Annotated in this window: 20 protein-coding genes; 17 read left to right on the top strand and 3 right to left on the bottom strand. The window is 60.2% G+C overall.

The window, feature by feature from the left end:
* The first annotated feature begins 30 nt into the window (after positions 1–30).
* The 7 genes from D1224_RS16485 to D1224_RS09895 all read left to right on the top strand — a co-directional run bounded on the left by D1224_RS16485 (position 31) and on the right by D1224_RS09895 (position 5,460).
* A complete protein-coding gene (locus tag D1224_RS16485; RefSeq protein ID WP_182482228.1) occupies positions 31–180 on the top strand; it encodes a hypothetical protein in 150 nt (49 codons plus the stop codon).
* A 120-nt stretch (positions 181–300) separates the two neighbouring features.
* Positions 301–1,443 carry a DUF2891 domain-containing protein gene (locus D1224_RS09920; RefSeq protein WP_233350474.1) on the top strand — a complete coding sequence of 381 codons (1,143 nt, stop codon included), beginning with the start codon at positions 301–303 and terminating at the stop codon, positions 1,441–1,443.
* A gap of 108 nt (positions 1,444–1,551) precedes the next feature.
* Entirely contained in the window at positions 1,552–2,988 is a 1,437-nt protein-coding gene (locus D1224_RS09915; protein WP_119379713.1) for an aldehyde dehydrogenase family protein, read from the top strand.
* A 138-nt stretch (positions 2,989–3,126) separates the two neighbouring features.
* A complete protein-coding gene (locus D1224_RS09910) occupies positions 3,127–3,645 on the top strand; it encodes a redoxin domain-containing protein (RefSeq protein ID WP_119379712.1) in 519 nt (172 codons plus the stop codon).
* Positions 3,646–3,749: 104 nt separating this feature from the next.
* On the top strand, positions 3,750–4,301 hold the full coding sequence (locus D1224_RS09905) for a CC0125/CC1285 family lipoprotein (RefSeq protein ID WP_119379711.1): 552 nt from the start codon (positions 3,750–3,752) through the stop codon (positions 4,299–4,301).
* 68 nt (positions 4,302–4,369) lie between these two features.
* The gene (locus D1224_RS09900; protein ID WP_119379710.1) at positions 4,370–4,816 is read left to right on the top strand and encodes a helix-turn-helix transcriptional regulator; all 447 of its coding nucleotides are present in this window, start codon (positions 4,370–4,372) and stop codon (positions 4,814–4,816) included.
* Positions 4,817–4,917: 101 nt separating this feature from the next.
* Positions 4,918–5,460: a DUF4199 domain-containing protein gene (locus D1224_RS09895; RefSeq protein ID WP_119379709.1), complete on the top strand. Its 543-nt coding sequence runs from the start codon at positions 4,918–4,920 to the stop codon at positions 5,458–5,460.
* A gap of 56 nt (positions 5,461–5,516) precedes the next feature.
* Here the strand turns inward: D1224_RS09895 and D1224_RS09890 are convergent, their stop codons facing one another.
* Positions 5,517–6,296 (bottom strand): SDR family NAD(P)-dependent oxidoreductase, encoded by a 780-nt coding sequence (locus tag D1224_RS09890; protein ID WP_119379708.1) that lies wholly within the window; start codon positions 6,294–6,296, stop codon positions 5,517–5,519.
* A gap of 68 nt (positions 6,297–6,364) precedes the next feature.
* On the opposite strand from D1224_RS09890, the gene D1224_RS09885 reads away from it, so the two are divergent.
* On the top strand, positions 6,365–6,769 hold the full coding sequence (locus D1224_RS09885) for a YkvA family protein (protein WP_119379707.1): 405 nt from the start codon (positions 6,365–6,367) through the stop codon (positions 6,767–6,769).
* Between the two features lie 15 nt (positions 6,770–6,784).
* Here the strand turns inward: D1224_RS09885 and D1224_RS09880 are convergent, their stop codons facing one another.
* Complete coding sequence (locus D1224_RS09880; RefSeq protein ID WP_119379706.1) at positions 6,785–8,116, bottom strand: penicillin-binding protein activator; 1,332 nt, start codon at positions 8,114–8,116, stop codon at positions 6,785–6,787.
* 107 nt (positions 8,117–8,223) lie between these two features.
* Between D1224_RS09880 and rsmI the strand changes: the two genes are divergently transcribed.
* The 3 genes from rsmI to D1224_RS09865 are packed head-to-tail and all read left to right on the top strand — an operon-like array spanning position 8,224 to position 10,097.
* Positions 8,224–9,033, top strand: a complete 810-nt coding sequence (rsmI, locus tag D1224_RS09875; RefSeq protein WP_233350473.1) for a 16S rRNA (cytidine(1402)-2'-O)-methyltransferase — start codon at positions 8,224–8,226, stop codon at positions 9,031–9,033.
* The gene (locus D1224_RS09870; protein ID WP_119379962.1) at positions 9,026–9,418 is read left to right on the top strand and encodes a YraN family protein; all 393 of its coding nucleotides are present in this window, start codon (positions 9,026–9,028) and stop codon (positions 9,416–9,418) included. Before rsmI ends, D1224_RS09870 begins: the two co-directional genes overlap by 8 nt.
* Positions 9,419–9,461: 43 nt before the next feature.
* On the top strand, positions 9,462–10,097 hold the full coding sequence (locus D1224_RS09865; RefSeq protein WP_119379705.1) for a BON domain-containing protein: 636 nt from the start codon (positions 9,462–9,464) through the stop codon (positions 10,095–10,097).
* 12 nt (positions 10,098–10,109) lie between these two features.
* Here the strand turns inward: D1224_RS09865 and D1224_RS09860 are convergent, their stop codons facing one another.
* Positions 10,110–10,913 (bottom strand): META domain-containing protein, encoded by an 804-nt coding sequence (locus D1224_RS09860; RefSeq protein ID WP_119379704.1) that lies wholly within the window; start codon positions 10,911–10,913, stop codon positions 10,110–10,112.
* Between the two features lie 259 nt (positions 10,914–11,172).
* On the opposite strand from D1224_RS09860, the gene D1224_RS09855 reads away from it, so the two are divergent.
* The 6 genes from D1224_RS09855 to D1224_RS09830 all read left to right on the top strand — a co-directional run bounded on the left by D1224_RS09855 (position 11,173) and on the right by D1224_RS09830 (position 17,856).
* On the top strand, positions 11,173–11,679 hold the full coding sequence (locus D1224_RS09855; RefSeq protein WP_119379703.1) for a fasciclin domain-containing protein: 507 nt from the start codon (positions 11,173–11,175) through the stop codon (positions 11,677–11,679).
* Between the two features lie 157 nt (positions 11,680–11,836).
* On the top strand, positions 11,837–12,787 hold the full coding sequence (gshB, locus tag D1224_RS09850; RefSeq protein WP_182482227.1) for a glutathione synthase: 951 nt from the start codon (positions 11,837–11,839) through the stop codon (positions 12,785–12,787).
* A gap of 21 nt (positions 12,788–12,808) precedes the next feature.
* A complete protein-coding gene (locus tag D1224_RS09845; RefSeq protein WP_119379702.1) occupies positions 12,809–13,231 on the top strand; it encodes a hypothetical protein in 423 nt (140 codons plus the stop codon).
* Positions 13,232–13,317: 86 nt separating this feature from the next.
* Positions 13,318–14,868: a YifB family Mg chelatase-like AAA ATPase gene (locus tag D1224_RS09840; protein ID WP_119379701.1), complete on the top strand. Its 1,551-nt coding sequence runs from the start codon at positions 13,318–13,320 to the stop codon at positions 14,866–14,868.
* A gap of 52 nt (positions 14,869–14,920) precedes the next feature.
* The gene (locus tag D1224_RS09835) at positions 14,921–16,393 is read left to right on the top strand and encodes an ATP-binding protein (RefSeq protein ID WP_119379700.1); all 1,473 of its coding nucleotides are present in this window, start codon (positions 14,921–14,923) and stop codon (positions 16,391–16,393) included.
* The gene (locus D1224_RS09830) at positions 16,390–17,856 is read left to right on the top strand and encodes an AmpG family muropeptide MFS transporter (RefSeq protein ID WP_119379699.1); all 1,467 of its coding nucleotides are present in this window, start codon (positions 16,390–16,392) and stop codon (positions 17,854–17,856) included. The genes D1224_RS09835 and D1224_RS09830 overlap by 4 nt, the downstream gene beginning before the upstream one ends.
* Positions 17,857–17,879: the final 23 nt, after the last annotated feature.

Here is a 17,879-nt window from a genome sequence, read left to right as displayed (position 1 = left end):
CGTCGCCCTCGGCTACGGCAGGGGCCCTTGATGACTGAAGATGCCGTGACGCTCCAGCGCGCGGTGCAAGTCGGCCAGTTTGGCCCGATGCAGCTTGAAGGCTGCGTTGTCGATGACCACGCAGGTATCGCCTTCGCCGACTGGGCTGACGTCGAAGCCGCCCTTGGCGTGAATGACTGATCCTTCTGCGTCCTCGCATAGAAGTGAGAGGGCTGGCCGCAAGGTCGGCCCTTCTTCTTGCGCCGCGCGACGTCCATCACTAGCCTCACCCCTCTCGTCAGCAGGAGGATATCCGACGTCGTGCTCAACGCTTCTCTCAAGTTCGCGCTCGCCGCTGCAGCGCTATGCACCCTGCCCGCCCATGCCGGGCCAGATAGAAACGAGACCGGAATGAGCGAGTCCAACGAACCTGCACTTTCCCTGTCTGACAGGTTCGCCCGCCTCGCGCTGGACTGCGTGCATCGCGAATATCCGAACAAGATCAGCCACGTCATGCAGTCCGATGATGATGCCCGCGCGCCGCGCGAACTGACGCCTGCCTTCTATGGCTGTTTTGACTGGCACTCCTCGGTACATGGCCACTGGCTGCTCGTGCGCACGCTGAACACCGCACCGGACAGCACACTCGAAGACGAGATCCGGGCCAAGCTCGCCCAGAGCTTCACACCGGAGAATATTGAAGGCGAGCTTGCCTATTATCAGCGCGAAGACAGAGCCTCATTCGAGCGTCCCTATGGTATTGCCTGGTTTCTGCAGCTCATTGCCGAACTGGAAGAGAGCGACGATCCGCAACTTTCCGAATGGCGCCAGACGCTGCGGCCACTGGAAGACCAGATCGTCGCCAATACGATGGACTGGCTACCCAAGCTCTCCTACCCGATCCGGCTGGGTACGCATAACCAGACGGCTTTCGCGTTCGGCCTGATGCTGGATTATGCGCGCACCGTCGGCGATGAGGCGCTGGAGGAAACGCTGACCGATAAGATCCGCGGCTTCCACCTTGAGGATGTAAACTGCCCCATCGGTTATGAGCCGTCAGGTGAAGACTTCCTGTCGCCCTGCCTCATGGAAGCTGACCTGATGCGCCGCATCCTAGAGCCGCAGGAATTCGCTGCATGGCTTTCGGCCTTCCTGCCTGACCTGCCGGAGGATGGCCGCGCCGACTGGCTTGCGCCCGGCATCGTGCTGGACCCGTCAGACGGTAAGCTTGTGCACTTGGACGGCGTAAACCTTTCACGTGCCTGGGCGCTTGAAGGCATGGCTGCAGGACTGCCCGAAGGTGACCCGAGACGTGCCGGCCTGTTGGCCGCTGCCGAGGTCCACAAGGAGGCAGGCATCGCCGCGGTCTCCGACGAGCATTATTCAGGCAGTCACTGGCTGGCGAGCTTTGCGACCTATCTTGAAAGCCGCCGCGGCCTGACGGGCACGGGCAAGGCCGACTGAGACTTAATTCGAATTCACAAGGGTGACGGGGCGATAGCGCTTTTAATTGCGCGCCGCGGCGCTTAGATACGTGGCAACAGACAAGAACCAAGTGAGAGGAACGGGACCATGCAGGACTATCTCAAGTTTTATATCAACGGCGAATGGGTCGACCCGGAAACACCACGCACGCTCGAAGTTGAAAATCCGGCAACCGAAGAACCGTTTGCCCGCATCTCGCTCGGCTCTGAAGCCGATGTGGACAAGGCCGTCGCGGCCGCGAAAGCCGCGTTCGAATCCTTCTCGCAGACCTCTGTCGAGTTCCGCGCAGAGCTCCTGGAAAAGATCGCTGCTGGCATTCAGGAACGCGCAAGCGACATGGCGAAAGCCATCTCAGACGAGATGGGCGCGCCGATGTGGCTTGCCAGCGCTGCCCAGGTGCCAGCCGGCATGGGGCACTATATGGCGGCTGCCAAAATCCTGCGTGAATACCAGTGGGAAGAAGAGCGCGGCGCAACCCTGATCCGCAAGGAGCCAATCGGCGTCTGCGGTTTCATCACCCCCTGGAACTGGCCGCAGAACCAGATCGCCTGTAAAGTTGCCCCTGCAATCGCAACGGGCTGCACCATGGTGTTGAAGCCGTCCGAGATTGCGCCGCTCGACGCGATGCTCGTGGCAGAAATCTTCCACGATGCAGGTGTGCCACCAGGCGTCTTCAACCTCGTCAACGGCGATGGCCCGGGCGTTGGTGCTTACATGTCCCAGCACCCTGGCATCGACATGATGAGCTTCACCGGTTCCACCCGCGCGGGCGTACTCGTCAGCCAGGCTGCTGCCCCGACCGTCAAGCGCGTCGCGCTGGAACTCGGCGGCAAGTCACCGAACATCGTGCTGCCGGATGCAGACCTGAAGAAAGCCGTTTCTGGCGGCGTCATGCAGATGATGACCAATACCGGTCAGTCCTGTAACGCCCCGTCGCGTATGCTCGTCCAGAAGGACCAGCAGGAGGAGGCCATCGCGATTGCCAAGGCAACCGCAGAGCAGGTCAAGGTTGGCGCAGGCGACGAAGCCCCACGCGGTGCCATGGGCCCGATTTCCAATGGCAACCAGTGGAACAAGGTCCAGGACTTGATCCAGAAGGGCATCGACGAAGGTGCAACCCTTGTCGCCGGTGGCACCGGTCGCCCGGAAGGCTTCAACAAGGGTTACTTCACCAAACCGACCGTCTTTGCGAACGTCACTAATGACATGACGATTGCGCGCGAAGAGATCTTTGGCCCGGTTCTCTGCATCCTGCCTTACGACACTGAAGAAGACGCCATCCGGATTGCGAACGACACGGTTTACGGCCTGTCATCCTATGTGCAATCGTCTGACCTCGACCATGCCCGCAAGGTCGGCAACCAGATCCGCGCCGGTAACGTCCACATCAATGGCGCAGGCCCGGACTTCGCCACCGGCGCATTTGGCGGCTACAAGCAGTCCGGCATTGGCCGCGAATGGGGCGACTACGGCTTCGAAGAATTCCTCGAAGTGAAAACCGTCTTTGGTAACGCGTCAGCGTAATCGCTGCACCTGTCGACAAGATTTGAGAAAGCCCGCGGCGTCAAACCCGCGGGCTTTTTTGTCGCGGCTCCGGCAGCACGCCGGAACGCCGGAGAACTTCACCTGTTAGCTTTGCGTATTGAAGCAACAGGAGCCTACATGACTGAGATTAAACCCGGCCAGAACGCAGCCCCACTTTCCCTGAGTCTCATCAACGGAACCAAGTGGTCGCTCAGCGAACAAGATGATAACGCGCACCCTTGGCGCATGGTTGTGGTGTATCGCGGGCTGCACTGCCCACTCTGCAAAAAGCAGCTGAAAGAGCTGAGCGGGAAGCTGAAGGAAATTGCCGACAAGGGCATCAGTGTTGTTGCGGCCACAATGGAAGAGAAGTCCCGCGCCGATAAAGCCCATGAGGAATGGGAACTCGATCAGCTGCCTATTGCCTATGAAATTGGTGAGGACTTCATCGAGAAGTTCGGCCTCTATACGTCCAGCGCCATCAATGATGACGAGCCAGACGTTTTCGCCGAACCGGCACTGCTCGTTTTCAAGGGCACAGACTACCACATGGGCTGGGTACAATCTGTCCCATTTGCCCGGCCGGCACTGGATGACGTTGTCGAGACAATCGCGTTCGTCGAGAAGAAGGACTACCCACCCCGCGGGACGCGTTAGGGGGCGGTTGCGTCTTCAATGATCACGGCAGTTTGATCTGTCTGTTGTGTGGCGTTCAGTTCGACCCGATATAGTTTCAATCGAAACAGCACGAGGGTAACGGCATGGCCAAAGCATATTTAATTCCGGCAATTGCGTCGCTTGCGCTGCTTGGCGCCTGTGCAACGGCGACACCCTATCAGGCGGCGACCCCATCGGATCGCGGTTACACCGAACAACAGATTGAACAGAACCGTTGGGTTGTGAACTTCTCGGGCAATAGCCTGACGGATCGCCAGACGGTCGAGACCTATCTTCTCTATCGCGCAGCAGAATTGACCGTGCAGTCGGGTTACGACAATTTCCGGATGGTCCGCCGTACCACGGATGCGGACCGAAGCTTTGTGCCAGTTGGCGGCACTTACAGCCATTTCAGCCCGCATTACCGGTTCTATGGGCCTCGGGGCCGTGCGATCGCCTATTATCCGCACCATTGGGGCGGCTTCAATGATCCATTCTTTTCGCGCGCCCCCGATTACCGTGAGGTCACGCGCTTCGAAGCGTCGGCTGAGATACTGATGGGCCGCGGGCCTTCTCCGGATGACCCGGCATATTTCGACGCGCGTGATGTGCTGGCCAACCTTTCCGGCACGATCATGCGGCCGAAAGTGCGCTAGGACCACGCATAAGACAGCGCTAGCCAAACAAAATCCCCCGGTCTTTACTGAAGGCCGGGGGATTTTTCATGACCGCGCGCAAGACGGGAAAACCTGCAGTGTCAGTCCTTAGCCTGATCGCCTACGGAGTACTGCTTGCTGCCGGCGCACTGTTCTTGCAATGGATCGAATATGCGCATCTGGCGCGCTTCCAGTCCGGCGGACTCCTCATCTCGCTACTGGCTCTCGTCTTCCTCGTTCTTGGCATCTGGGTCGGGGCGCAGCTTTTTCGCAAGGCCGCGCTGACTGTATCGCCGGGCAACCCGGAGGCGCGGTCAACACTCGGCATCAGTGACCGCGAGTATGAAGTGCTTGAGCTTCTGGCCGCAGGTCAGTCGAACAAGGAGATTGCGCGCACACTCGGTGTCTCGCCGAATACGGTCAAGACGCATGTCTCGCGTCTTCTCGAAAAACTCGATGCGCGCCGCCGGACTGAAGCGGTGAGCAAGGCACGAGCGCTGCGCATCGTCGACTAACGGGAGGAAAACCGGGTGATTTTACGAAAATCACCCTTTTGGGCGATAGGCGACCACGCCGTCTTGGTCCCAGAAGAAATCCTCGAAAAGGAGACGATAAGATGCTGAAACGGATATTGATCGCCGGACTCGTGGCAGGGCTGATTACGGGCGGGTTCATGTTCACCGCTGTGGTCAGCGCAGGTGACGATTTTCTCGAAAGTGGAAGTAGCAGCCATATCTATGGCTATGCATCCATGCTGGTCGCGCTGAGCCTGATCTTTTTTGCCATCAAGCGACAGCGCGATATTGCCCAAGGCGGCGTGATCAAATTCCTGCCAGCCTTCGGTATGGGTCTGGCGATCAGCGCGGTTGCCGGGATCATATACGCCCTCGGCTGGGAGATTACGCTGGCTGTCACCGGCCTCGATTTCGGTACCGACTACGCGCAGGCCGGGATCGAGCAGGCGCAGGCAGACGGTATGTCGGGCGCAGAGCTTGAAGCCTATTCTGAGAAAATGCGCGGTTTCGCCGAGATGTACGCAAACCCGCTATTCCGGATCCCGATTACGATCACCGAAATCCTTCCGATCGGCGTCCTTGTTTCCCTGGTGAGTGCGCTAGTCCTGCGCAACAGCAGGTTCCTGCCAGCCCGGCAGGCCTGAATGAAAAAGCCCGCTCATTTCTGAGCGGGCTCCAGCGAGTTTGATGTGGCGGGCGCTTAGCGCGGTGCCATCCGGATCGCGCCGTCGAGGCGGACGTCTTCGCCGTTGAAGTAGGCGTTGGTGATCATCTGCTCTGCGAGCGATGCATACTCTTCCGGGTTTCCGAGGCGGGCCGGGTTCGGCACCTGAGCACCAAGGGCCTGCTTCACATTCTCCGGGGCACCCTGCAGGAGCGGGGTGTTGAAGATGCCTGGCAGGATCGTGTTGACGCGGATCAGTTCGCGCGACAGGTCACGTGCAATCGGAAGCGTCATGCCGACAACGCCGCCTTTGGAGGCTGAGTAAGCTGCCTGGCCGATCTGGCCGTCTTCAGCGGCGACCGATGCGGTGTTGACCATGGCGCCCCGTTCCCCGTCGATCGGGTCGAGCGTCATCATGCCAGCTGCCGATTTCGCGATGCAGCGGAAGGTGCCGACCAGGTTGATCTGGATGATCATGTTGAAGGCATCGAGCGGGAAGTGCTTGATAGCGCCGCTTTCCTTGTCGCGCGAGGCGGTTTTGACGGCATTGCCGGTACCGGCGCAGTTGACGAGGATCCGCTCTTGTCCAATCGCAGCGCGGGCTTTCTCGAAGCCAGCGTCGACAGAAGCTTCATCGGTCACGTTGACCTTGCAGAAGACGCCGCCGAGTTCCTTGGCCAGCGCTTCGCCTTTTTCCTCATTGAGGTCGAAGAGGGCGACCTTCACGCCGTGAGAGGCAAGTTGTCTTGCCGTGGCCGCGCCGAGGCCCGATGCGCCGCCAGTGATTACGGCACTGATGTCTGAGCTGAGTTTCATGTCTGATAGGTCTCCCTTGAACGTTCGGCTGATGCGAGCGATCTATAGAGGCAAGAAAGGCTGTGCCAATGCGTCACCCAACGGAAATTGTGATCGAGAACGGAGAGGATGGGCCGCGCGCCCTGCCGCTGTCTCTGGAACGTGACCGCCAGCGTACCCGGAAAGGCTTTATGCCGAAGCTTTTCAGGGTCGCAGGGCGCGTCCCGTTTGCGGATGATCTTGCAGCCGCCTATTATGCAGCCTTGGATCCAGCGACACCGCGAAAAGCCAAGGCCGTGCTGTTTGCCGCGCTTGGCTATTTCGTCCTTCCCACAGACTGGGTGCCGGACTTTGTCATTGGTTTTGGCTTCGCTGATGATGCCACCGTGCTGGCGACGGCCCTGTCGATTGTTGGTGCGCAAGTGCGTGAACGCCATCGCAAGGCTGCCCGGCGTCTGCTGGACCTGCCCGAACCCGAAACTGACGACGCCTAGAAGCGGTACACCAGCCTAGCTGGTGCCCGCATCAAACGTCTGAACTGCCTTGTTGATTTCGACCGCACCTTGCGAGCCTGCGACCTCATAGATCGAGAGACGGCGCTCCGTTGTGCCGGACGGGGCAAAGCGGAAGACACCATTAACCCCAAGATATCCATCGCGCGAGGCGATCTCGTCGCGCGTCACTTCGCCGTCCGCGCCGAGCTGGCTGACAAGAGCCGCCGCATCATACGCCGTGGACGCAAGCGAGCTTGGGCCGCGGCCATAGATGCGCTGGAACTTGGTGTTGAAGGCCTGAACGTCATCGCGCGACGGGGCGACAAACCAGCCGCCACGCAGGGATGGCTCTCGCCAGATGGCCCGATCATCCCAGCCGGACAGTCCCATCATCTGCACATTGCGGCTCATGCCATAATAGCTGAGGAGCGGTCCGACCCGGCGAAGCTGCGTCCCTCGCTCGGGGATCAGGATAGCGACCTTGCCGCCGCCCTGCTGGGCATTGTTCACGGCATTGGCGATATAGCGCGCCTCGGAATCCGGTGACTGGGTGCTTTCAGGATAGAAACCGCTAGCGGCCACGCGGCCACCCACGCGGCTTGCTTCACGTTGGAGCGCGGTCTCTATGCGCTGGCCCAGATCGCTTTGCGGACCGAAATAGGCAAACTGGCGGTAACCCTGAGAGACGGCATAGCTGACCAGCGCGGCGACTTCCTGCTCTGGCGTGATCGAGGCGAGCCAGGTGTTTCCGCCCGCGACATTGCTGTCATTGGAGAAACCAATCACCTGGGTCTCGGATGCGATGCCCTCACGGTTGAGCGCTTCGATATTGGTACCGAAAAGCGGGCCAAGGATGACGTCCGCACCTTGAGCAAGCGCCTCTTCTGCCTTGGAAATGGCCTGGCTCTGTGAACCGGCCGTGTCTTTCGGAAGGACCAGCATGCCTTCGCCTGCATGGTCGAATATCGCCATTTCTATGCCTGCGAGCATGCCTTCGGCTTCGGCGCGTACACCGGAATTGGGATGCGAGAACGGCAGCAGCACACCAATGCGGAAAAGATCGCGCTCGCCCATGAAGTCTGGCGTGAAATAGCCATTGTCGGCGTCGGAGACATCCTCGGCAGGTGTGATGCCTTCATCATCGTGGAGACCATCAAGGCCTTCTTCCTCAATGCCCTGATCGCCGCGGCCGGAACGGTCATCTCCCCGGTCACCGCGGCTTTGCCCGGTCTCGATTGGCGCTGGCGGACGCATCGGATCTGTCGCACATGCGGTCACTAACAGAAAACTTGCCAGCGCAAGGCTTGGCGCAAGACGCGCAAAGCGCGATGGTAGACCAAATGTCATCCAGTTTTCCTTCTTCTCGATCGAGCGGCCAGACGTCTGGCGAGACTAGTGCCGGGCCAAGGCCCACGCAACATGAAGTCGCGCGTCTTGATCCCGGACTTTATATTGTGTCGACACCCATCGGCAACCTCAGAGACATAACGCTTCGAGCCCTCGACACGCTCGCCGCTGTCGATGAGATCCTCGCTGAGGATACACGGGTCGCGCGCAAGCTCCTTGATGCGCATGGCCTTCACGCAAAAGTGAGCCCCTATCATGACCATAATGGGGCCGACCGACGCCCCGGACTGATTGAGCGGTTGAGAGACGGTGCGCGGCTCGCCCTGATCTCGGATGCTGGCACCCCGCTTGTGTCCGATCCAGGCTGGAAGCTGGTGCATGAAGCGCGCGAGGCGGGCGTCCGCATCGTCCCGGTGCCAGGTGCGTCCGCAATGCTGGCAGGCCTTGTCGCGTCCGGCCTCGCGAGCGACCGTTTCATGTTCTGCGGCTTCCTTCCGCCGAAGACTGGGCCACGCAAGCGGGCTGCCGAAGAGCTGAAAACGGTGCCCTCGACGCTGATATTCTATGAAGGCGGATCAAGACTGGCCGCTTCTCTGGCAGACCTTGCTGAAACGCTGGGACCGCAGCGCGACTGCGTCGTGGCGCGCGAGCTTACCAAGCTGTTCGAAGAAGTGCGCAGCGGGACGCTAGAAGAGCTGGCAGCCCACTACGAAGCCAATGGCGCGCCGAAGGGCGAGATCGTCGTTCTTGTCGGTCCGCCAGAGGTAAAGGCTGCTGAGGCGGGCGATATTGATGCCGCACTGATCGACGCGATGCAGCGCCTACCGATGAAGGCCGCGGCAAATGAAGTTGCAGACGTCTTCGGCCTCTCCAAGCGAGACCTTTATCAGCGCGCGCTACAGCTCAAGAATGGCTAGAGCGCAAAAAGGACGGCGTCAGGCGGCAGAAACGCGCGGCCGCCGCGCAGAAACGCTGGCTGCACTCTGGCTTCGCCTCAAGGGATATCGCATTCTTGCGCGGCGCGTGCGCCTTCCAGTGGGTGAAATCGATCTGATTGCACGCAAGGGCGATGTTCTCGCCTTTGTCGAGGTGAAGGCACGCGCTGACTTCACAAGCGCGGCGAATGCCGTCACTGCTTCTTCCTGGAAACGCATCAATCGCGCTGCGGACAGCTGGACCGCGCGTCGGCCGGATTTGCGCACGCTCAGCTGGCGCTTCGACCTTGTCGCGATCCAGCCGCGCCGCAGGCCAATACACCTGGCTGATCAGTGGCGCCCAGATTTCGCCCCAAGCGGACGCTAGGGCGGTGGCAGACTAAGAGTTAGAACCGAACCGAGAGGCTCACATGGCTATCACACGTCTCATGGCCCCGCTCCTGCTGAGCAGTTTTGCGCTGGGTGGCTGCGTCGCCGCCGCAGTTGGCACCGCAGGCGCTGTAGGCGTCGCCGCTGTTCAGGACCGCACAATGGGCGAAGCCGTCGACGACGCGTCAGCGTCCAACGAGATCAAGGCGAAGCTGCTGAGCGAAGGCGGCTATGGCGAGGTGGACGTCGAAGTGTCCAACGGGCTCGCCCTTCTCTCAGGACGCGTCTCCAGCCCGGAGATGCGCGTGAAGGCCGAAAACATCGCCTGGAGCTCCACGCGGGTGACCGACGTCGCCAACGAAATCCAGATTGAGGCGCCCGGCGGCTTTTTCGCTAATGCGTCTGATGAGCTGATTACAGCTCGCGTGCGTTCATCCCTGATCGCTGCGCGCGACATCAAGAGCGTCAACTTCAACATCGAGACCTATAATGGTGTCGTCTATCTCATGGGCCTTGCCCGTTCCGACGCAGAACTTGAAGCCGCCGCAGAGAAGGCGAGCCTCGTCGGCGGTGTAAACCGGGTCGTATCCTATGTCCGTGTGCGCGAAACCCCGCGCCGGGCCGGCGCCGTAACGCGCGCCCCGGACGACGAACTGCTTGGCGGCGCTGTCTACTAGTTGCTGGTCCGACTAGCGAGCGGTCAGCGTCTCGCCCCAGTCCGATGTCATGGTCAACAGACCGGTCTCGTCGATCCGAATCTGTGAGACGTTTTCCATCAGATCGAGGAAGAAGGTCTCCTGCGCCATGACTTCCGGCATGCAGGCTTTGCGCGTCAGGGCGATCGGACCGATGGAGAGAATGCTGTTCTCGATCGTTCCGCTGGCCGTATAGGCGTTGCAGGACGCATTGCCGCTGATCTGACCATTCTCATCGAACCGCAAGACGATTGGGGCGGAGGTCAGCACTGGCTCACCGTTCAGGCGCGCAATCATCCAGTCGCGTCCAGCGACGTCGGACAGTATTACTTCATCATTTCCGGCTGGCGATAGCATCACCATACCCAAATCGTTTCGAAGATTGTCCGCAACGAAGCTGACCGCGTCTTCTGTCTGCCAGAGAAGCTCGCCCGCATTGTCGAGAATGGTCGCTGTGAAACTCAGGCTTTCGTTGGCAGCTCCGTCGCTCTCCTCGGAGGCAGTGATCTCGAACGGAATGGGCACCTGGCGGCCATTCAGGGCGAAGCTCTGTTCTGCGAGCACTTCTTCGCCAGTCGCTTCGACGCGGCGCACCGCAAGGTTTGCAACAGCGCCTTGAGGCAGCGCGATCCGCTGGCGGTAGGTCAGTGAGCCGAAAATGCTTCTTTCCTGCACCTCTGCCTCCGTTTCAGCACCTGGTACGTCACCGACTGGCGCGGTCGCAGGTGTTTCCAGATCGGTCTGCGCACAGCCTGCCATCAGGATCAGGCCGCAAAAAATGATCGACGGTTGTTTCATGAGAGACCCTTTGTCTGGCGTTGGTGACCTTTACCGTCAGGCGACGCAGTTCAGCAAGTTCTGGGAAGGGCGGAAGAATTCACCCGCTGCCTTTCAGGCATGAATTCACGGTTGAGTGATCCGGGGGCGCCCAAGGGTCGTAAGGATGGTACAGGGGTAGTTTAGCGGAAATTATACCCTTGTAATGTTTATAATTTTTAATGATCCAGCGCTAAACGCGCCGCGTAGACATGGCTCCAACACACCAAAGGAGCCTCCCATGAAAAAATTCTTTGCATCCGTCGCCGCGACCGCCCTGCTCGTTGGCGGTGCCAGCGTTGCTTTCGCCGACAACCACGCCGAGATGTCCGACAAGAAGAACATTGTCGAAACCGCTTCGGGCAATGACAATTTCTCGACCCTCGTGACCGCCGTGTCCGAAGCCGGCCTCGTCGACGCCCTCTCTGCGGAAGGTCCATTCACCGTGTTCGCGCCAACCAATGACGCGTTTGCTGCCCTGCCAGACGGCACGGTCGAAACGTTGCTCATGGACGAGAATATCGAGCAGCTTCAGGCAATCCTGCAGCTCCACGTGGTCTCTGGCAAGATCAAGTCCAAGGACATTGCTGAAGGCACGACCGAAGTCGAAACTCTCGGCGGCGAAACCATCGAAGTCGTCAATGACGGCCACTCCATCACTGTTGGTGGCGCCGAAGTCATCATGGCGGACGTCTACACTTCGAATGGTGTCATCCACGCCATCGACAGCGTCATCCTGCCAGAATAAATCCCCTTCCTCCCAGGGATTGCGAGAACGCCCTCTCCTTCATGGAGGGGGCGTTTTTTAAGTCTGATACCAGCGCAATGCCCGTAAGGCGCTTATCAAAGCGGGCAATCGTCTTCATATAGCCAGACAGAAGAGATTTGATGGAGGGCAAGGCGCCATGAGCTTGCGGATCGCGATCCAGATGGACCCGCTGGAAAAGGTGGACATAAACGCAGACACCACCTTTGCCCTTGCAGAAGAAGCACAAGCCCGCGGACACAAGATCTTTGTGTATGGGCCCGAGCATCTAAGCTTTGACACAGGCAGGCTGGTGGCGCGTGCCCGTCCGGCGACCGTTCAACGCGTGAAGGACACGCCGGGCATCTTCGGCGAAGAGACCGTGATCGATCTGGCGAGCGACATTGATGTCGTTCTGATGCGCCAGGATCCCCCTTTCGATATGTCCTACATCACAGCTTGCCACCTGCTGGAACTACTAAAGGGGCAGACGCTGGTCCTGAATGATCCGGAATTTGTTCGTTCCGGCCCGGAAAAGCTCTTCCCGCTCCTGTTCCCGGAGATCATCCCTGATACGTTGATTTCACGCGATCTGAAGGCCATCGAATCCTTCCGGCAGCGCCACCGCGACATCATCATCAAGCCGCTCTACGGCAATGGTGGCGCAGGCGTTTTCCGCATGAAGGAAGATGACAGCAACTTCTCCTCCCTGATGGAGATGTTTCTTGAGCGCACGCGCGAGCCTCTGATTGCACAGGCCTTCCTGCCCGCAGTCAGCAATGGCGACAAGCGGGTCATCCTGATCAATGGTGAGGCCATAGGCGCCATCAACCGCCGTCCCAAGAAGGGCGAGACACGCTCCAACATGCATGTCGGCGGCACGGCAGAACCGACAGAGCTCAGCGATATCGATCGCCGTATATGTGAAATCATTGGCCCGGAGCTGCGCCGCCGTGACCAGCTTTTTGTTGGTATTGATGTGATTGGCGATAAGCTCACCGAAGTAAACGTCACCTCGCCGACCGGCATACAGGAGCTGAAACGCTTCTCGGGCATAGATGCGGCCAGCATTTTCTGGGATTGTGTGCAAGACAGAGTTGCCAAATCCTGAGGTCGGGCACACTCTGGAGGAATGAATATGAAAGCTCTATCGCTCGCCGCGGGCCTCGCCGTCGCTCTTGCTGGAACTGCCTGTTCTGAGCAGGCCCCTGCTGAACCGGAAAATGTTTCGGCGCAGACGGCTTCGCCGGCCGCCGTTGAGACGCCTGCTGCGACCACATCCAGCAGTTCACGTTTCAATCTGCGCATTCCTGGCGGTGAACCAGTGGCCGCTCCCCAGGCTTCCGGTGGCTTCAACCTGCGCACGCCTGGCGCGCCAGCGCCCTCGAATGATATTCCAATGCCGGAAAGCTCTGCGGCAACGCGCTTGAACGATGTGCCTGAAGTCGCAGTGCCGGGTCTCAACAATCCTGCCGCAGACATCGCGACCCGCAGTCGGACGCAAGCCCCCGACGTGAATACAGAGGATGACGACGACGTCATTCGCCTCGACTAGGCCTAGACGAACTTAAACCTTCGGGCGATATTGTTCTTTCTTTGTTCCGGTCTTCGTGCTAGGTCGGATTGCGAAAGGATATCGCCATGGTCTGCCGCGTCACGACATTTGCCTTTGAAGGCATCGAAGCCAAACCCGTCGACGTTCAGGTACAGATCAGTTCAGGCAATCCGTTTTTCACGATTGTTGGCCTGCCCGACAAGGCCGTCGGCGAAAGCAAGGAACGCGTGCGCGCGGCCTTCTCCGCCATCGGTCTTGCCACGCCGCCAAAGCGGATCACCGTAAATCTCGCGCCAGCCGACCTCCCCAAGGAGGGCAGCCATTATGACCTTGCCATCGCGCTCGCCATGCTGGCGGCCATGGGCGTGATTGCTCCCGATGCGCTGGATGGTCACGCGGCCGTTGGGGAATTGTCGCTCGACGGCGCGCTTGGGCCAACGCTCGGTGTCCTCCCTGCCGCCATGGCCGCGCAGGCGATGGACTTACGGCTGATCTGTCCGGAAGTCTGCGGCCCCGAAGCGGCTTGGGCCGGTGAAGGCACGCTGGCCGTGCCAAGCCTCATCGCCATGATCAATCACTTTGCCGGCCGTAGCAGCCTGCCGGCCCCTGTCGCCGGAGAGCTTGCGCCGCCGCAAGCCGTACCGGACCTCGCAGATGTAAAGGGACAGGACGGCGCAAAGCGCGTACTCGAAATTGCCGCGGCTGGTGGTCACAACCTGCTATTCTGCGGCCCGCCCGGGTCTGGAAAATCCATGCTGGCCCAACGCCTGCCTGGCTTGCTACCGCCCCTTTCCGCAACTGAGCTTCTGGAAGTATCGCAGATCCAGTCTGTCGCCGGCATGCTGGAGCGCGGCAAGCTTTCGCGCCAGCGCCCTTTCCGCGCGCCGCACCATTCAGCCTCAATGGCCGCGCTCGTTGGCGGCGGCATAAAGGCAAGACCGGGCGAAGTCTCACTCGCCCATCACGGCGTCCTTTTCCTCGATGAGTTGCCGGAGTTTCCAGCCCAGGTGCTGGATAGTCTTCGTCAGCCGCTGGAGGATGGCGCGGTCGTGATCTCGCGCGCCAATCGCCATGTCAGATACCCGGCCCGCTTCCAGCTTGTTGCCGCGATGAACCCCTGCCGCTGCGGCGGCGGGCCGGGTGACGGCGCCTGCCGCCGCGGCCCTGCCTGCGCACGCCAATACCAGTCGCGTATTTCAGGGCCATTCTTCGACCGGATCGACCTCTTCTTCGACACCCCTCCTGTCACCGCCATTGATCTTGCACTGCCTGCCCCGACCGAGGGCACGAGCGAAGCTGCCACTCGGGTGCAGCAGGCGCGCGACATTCAGACGGACCGGTTCGAGAAGCTGGGCGCAGAAGATGGCCGCCGCCCGATCAATGCCGATGCGCCGACCCGCCACCTGACCGATATCGCTTCGCCCGATGAGGCCGCCAACGCCCTCCTTGCTGATGCCGCAGCCAAGCTCGCCTTGTCGGCCCGCGCCTATCATCGCGTGCTGAAAGTTGCTCGCACAATTGCAGATCTTGATGGTGCGGGTGGGGTGCGGCGTGTCCATATTGCCGAAGCATTGAGTTATCGCCGCCGCCCACCTGAAGGGGAAACCGTCAGCCACGCGCGCTCGCTCGCCCACTAGGCAGGGTGACAGTTAAGTCATTGCTCAATGTTTCGCGGTAGAACTTGCCGACATGACAGAGAAGAATGACGCCCCGTCGACCGAGCAGGCCTTTCTGGCGACCACCAGCCATGAAATCCGCACACCCCTCAACGGTATTCTTGGCACTGTCTCATTGCTCCTTGAGACAGAGCTTGACCCGGCTCAGAAGGAGTATGCCGAAGCGATCCGCGCGTCCGGTTCGCGTCTTCTCGATCTTCTCAACAACATTCTCGACTATGCCCGGCTGGATACCGCCGCCCCTGAACTGGAGCCGGAAGTCTTTTGCGTACGGGATCTTGCACGCGAAGTGACCGAGCTTCTTTCGCCCCGCGCCCATGCAGCCGGGCTGGATCTTGGCGTTCTGTGCCGCCCGGGCGTACCGGCCCGCATGAAAGCTGACGCTGGCAAGCTGCGCCAGATCCTGTTCAACCTGGTCGGCAACGCACTCAAATTTACCGAAACTGGCGGTGTTCTGGTTGATATGGACTATCGCCGAGGCAAGCTCATTTTCAACGTGCGCGACACCGGGCCCGGCATCGCTGCTGAGGACCAGATCCGGCTATTCGATGCCTTTCGCCAGACGTCTGCTGATGATGCCCGCAAGGATGGTGGCGTCGGGCTCGGCCTCGCCATCGTCAAACGGCTCAGCGAAGCGATGGGCGGATCAATCACGCTGCGAAGCGCGCCGGGTGACGGCACGTGTTTTCGAGCTGACGCGCCCGCCGATATCGTGGAAGAGGCGGACACCGTCCGATCAGACAAGCTTTCGGGCATCCATATCGCTTTTGCCGGTCTTCCGCCCGCAACTTCGCTCTCAGCCTGGGGCGCGCTCGAAGAAAGCGGCGCCCGTGTCTCGCTCGTTCATTCAGCGGGTGAAGCCCGCCGCGCCCGTCCAACGCTGATCATTGCGGCTGCAGAACTTCCGGAACGTAGCCTGAAAGCACTCACCGCCGTCGCGCCTGTACTGGTTGTGGTGCGCCCGGCTGATCGCGGCCTGATCAGCCGTTTCCACAAAATGGGTGTTACAGGCTGGCTGGTGCGTCCGCTTAGGGACTCGTCTCTCGTCGAACGCATTCTGCTGGTCTCTAAAGGCGGCAAGGGCGGAGAAGAAGATATCGCTGCCTCAGCTGACGGCCGCGTCCTGATCGCCGACGATAATCCGGTGAATGCGCTGATTGCACGGCGCGCCTTGGAATCGGCTGGTTTCAGCGTCACTGTTGCCTCGACCGGGCGCGAAGCGGTCGACATCGCCGAGACAATTTCACCTGCTCTGGTATTTATGGATTTGCGCATGCCGATCATGGACGGCTATGAAGCAATGAAAGCCCTGAGAGAGGCCGGACAGACCATGCCGATCATTGCGATCTCTGCTGAAATCAATCCAGAAATCGAGCGCCGTGCGCGCCAGAGCGGCGCCGATGGTGTCGCCGCCAAACCGCTCGACGCCGAATCTCTCCGCCGCCTCGCCACAGACTGGACCGCACGGCGGCAAGGGGCCGCATGAGCGGGACGTCGAAAGCCGGTGCCACTGATGGGCGCGAGACCCTGTCGAGTGCTTTCCATAAATACTTGAAACCTACCATGGCTTTCATGCTGGTCCTTGGCTTTGCCTCGGGCCTGCCGCTCATGATGGTGTTTTCGAAGCTTTCGTTCTGGCTTCGCGAGGCAGGCATCGACCGGGCATCCATCGGCGGACTCTACGCTGTTTCTTTCGCATACTCGCTCAAGTTTCTCTGGGCACCCGCTGTTGACCGGATCAAACTCCCGGTACTGACCGGGCTTCTTGGCCAGCGCCGGGGCTGGATGATCCTCGCGATAAGCGGCACCTCGCTCGGCCTTCTACTTATCAGCTCAAGCGACCCGGCGGTCGCCCTTACGCCTGTGGTTATAGGCGCTCTCGTTCTGGCTTTTTCCGGGGCAACGCTGGATATCGCCGTTGATGCGTGGCGGATTGAATCTGCGCCAAATGACGAGCAGGCCAACATGGCTGCGGTCTACAATCTCGGCTATCGCTTCGCCATCATGTTCTCTGGCTTTGGCATGGTCATCGCAGGCGCCACAAGCTGGCATTTCGCCTATTCGCTCATGGCCGTCGTCATGCTTGTCATTGGCGCAATCGTCATCTTCGTGATTTCCGAGCCAGAGCGCGTCGAGCGCCTGGCTGACGAAAGCAAGTCCTTTGCCGGGAAGGTCAAGGACGCCGTTATTGAACCGTTCTGGCAGCTGGTCAGAAAGTTCGGCCTCTGGGCGATCCCCGTCGCAGGCATCGTCACGCTCTACCGGATCAGTGACTTCACCATGGGCGTCATGGCGAGCCCCTTCTATGTCGATCTAGGTTACAGCCGCGAAACGGTCGGGTGGATACAGGGCATGCTCGGTCCATGGCCCATCATCGTCGGCGGCTTTGTCGGCGGATTTGTTGCCGTCCGGTACAGCCTGATGCGCGCCATGATCGCGGGCGGCGTGATCACCCTGCTGACGAATGGCGCCTTCGCAGCGCTCGCAGTCGCTGCTGGTCCGGACCTCGACATCGTCGCGAACGCCGTGTCGCAGGGCATCGCCCCACCCCCGGGCGCTGAAGTCCATACCCCAACCGTCTGGGCGCTGATGGGCGTGATCGTGGCTGACAATCTGGCAGCAGGCTTCGTCGGCTCCGTCTTCATCGCCTATATGTCGTCGCTCGCAGACCGGAAGTTTGCAGCGACGCAATATGCACTGCTCAGCTCTGCCTATTCCTTCTTCTGTAAACTTGCTGCCACCACCACGTCGGGACCACTGTCAGAAGCGATCGGCTGGGCCGGCTTCTTCACGGTAACTGCGCTCTACACGATCCCCCCAGTCCTGCTCATCCTGTTCGTGATGCGCTATGGCCCTGACAGGGCGAAGGGCATAAGGATCGACGAACCCGAAGACCTGCCAGCCGATACCGTCCCTAATGAAAAAGGCCCGACAACAGCCAAGAGCTGATATCGGGCCTTTGATATTTCCCA

Source organism: Henriciella barbarensis, from assembly GCF_003576345.1.
Lineage (GTDB): Bacteria > Pseudomonadota > Alphaproteobacteria > Caulobacterales > Hyphomonadaceae > Henriciella > Henriciella barbarensis.
Note: the sequence above shows the minus strand (reverse complement) of the source record. Positions and strands in the feature narration are given on the sequence as shown.

Bases quoted from the DNA above. Each gene is read 5' to 3' on its own strand.
- D1224_RS09855 (WP_119379703.1), top strand. From the start codon at position 11,173: ATGAAAAAATTCTTTGCATCCGTCGCCGCGACCGCCCTGCTCGTTGGC.
- D1224_RS09870 (WP_119379962.1), top strand. From the start codon at position 9,026: ATGGCTAGAGCGCAAAAAGGACGGCGTCAGGCGGCAGAAACGCGCGGC.
- D1224_RS09840 (WP_119379701.1), top strand. From the start codon at position 13,318: ATGGTCTGCCGCGTCACGACATTTGCCTTTGAAGGCATCGAAGCCAAA.
- D1224_RS09900 (WP_119379710.1), top strand. From the start codon at position 4,370: ATGACCGCGCGCAAGACGGGAAAACCTGCAGTGTCAGTCCTTAGCCTG.
- D1224_RS09845 (WP_119379702.1), top strand. From the start codon at position 12,809: ATGAATATGAAAGCTCTATCGCTCGCCGCGGGCCTCGCCGTCGCTCTT.
- D1224_RS09830 (WP_119379699.1), top strand. From the start codon at position 16,390: ATGAGCGGGACGTCGAAAGCCGGTGCCACTGATGGGCGCGAGACCCTG.
- D1224_RS09835 (WP_119379700.1), top strand. From the start codon at position 14,921: ATGACAGAGAAGAATGACGCCCCGTCGACCGAGCAGGCCTTTCTGGCG.
- D1224_RS09895 (WP_119379709.1), top strand. From the start codon at position 4,918: ATGCTGAAACGGATATTGATCGCCGGACTCGTGGCAGGGCTGATTACG.
- D1224_RS09865 (WP_119379705.1), top strand. From the start codon at position 9,462: ATGGCTATCACACGTCTCATGGCCCCGCTCCTGCTGAGCAGTTTTGCG.
- D1224_RS09890 (WP_119379708.1), bottom strand. From the start codon at position 6,296: ATGAAACTCAGCTCAGACATCAGTGCCGTAATCACTGGCGGCGCATCG.
- D1224_RS09860 (WP_119379704.1), bottom strand. From the start codon at position 10,913: ATGAAACAACCGTCGATCATTTTTTGCGGCCTGATCCTGATGGCAGGC.
- D1224_RS09915 (WP_119379713.1), top strand. From the start codon at position 1,552: ATGCAGGACTATCTCAAGTTTTATATCAACGGCGAATGGGTCGACCCG.
- D1224_RS09910 (WP_119379712.1), top strand. From the start codon at position 3,127: ATGACTGAGATTAAACCCGGCCAGAACGCAGCCCCACTTTCCCTGAGT.
- gshB (WP_182482227.1), top strand. From the start codon at position 11,837: ATGAGCTTGCGGATCGCGATCCAGATGGACCCGCTGGAAAAGGTGGAC.
- D1224_RS09880 (WP_119379706.1), bottom strand. From the start codon at position 8,116: ATGACATTTGGTCTACCATCGCGCTTTGCGCGTCTTGCGCCAAGCCTT.
- D1224_RS09905 (WP_119379711.1), top strand. From the start codon at position 3,750: ATGGCCAAAGCATATTTAATTCCGGCAATTGCGTCGCTTGCGCTGCTT.
- D1224_RS09885 (WP_119379707.1), top strand. From the start codon at position 6,365: ATGCGTCACCCAACGGAAATTGTGATCGAGAACGGAGAGGATGGGCCG.
- D1224_RS16485 (WP_182482228.1), top strand. From the start codon at position 31: ATGACTGAAGATGCCGTGACGCTCCAGCGCGCGGTGCAAGTCGGCCAG.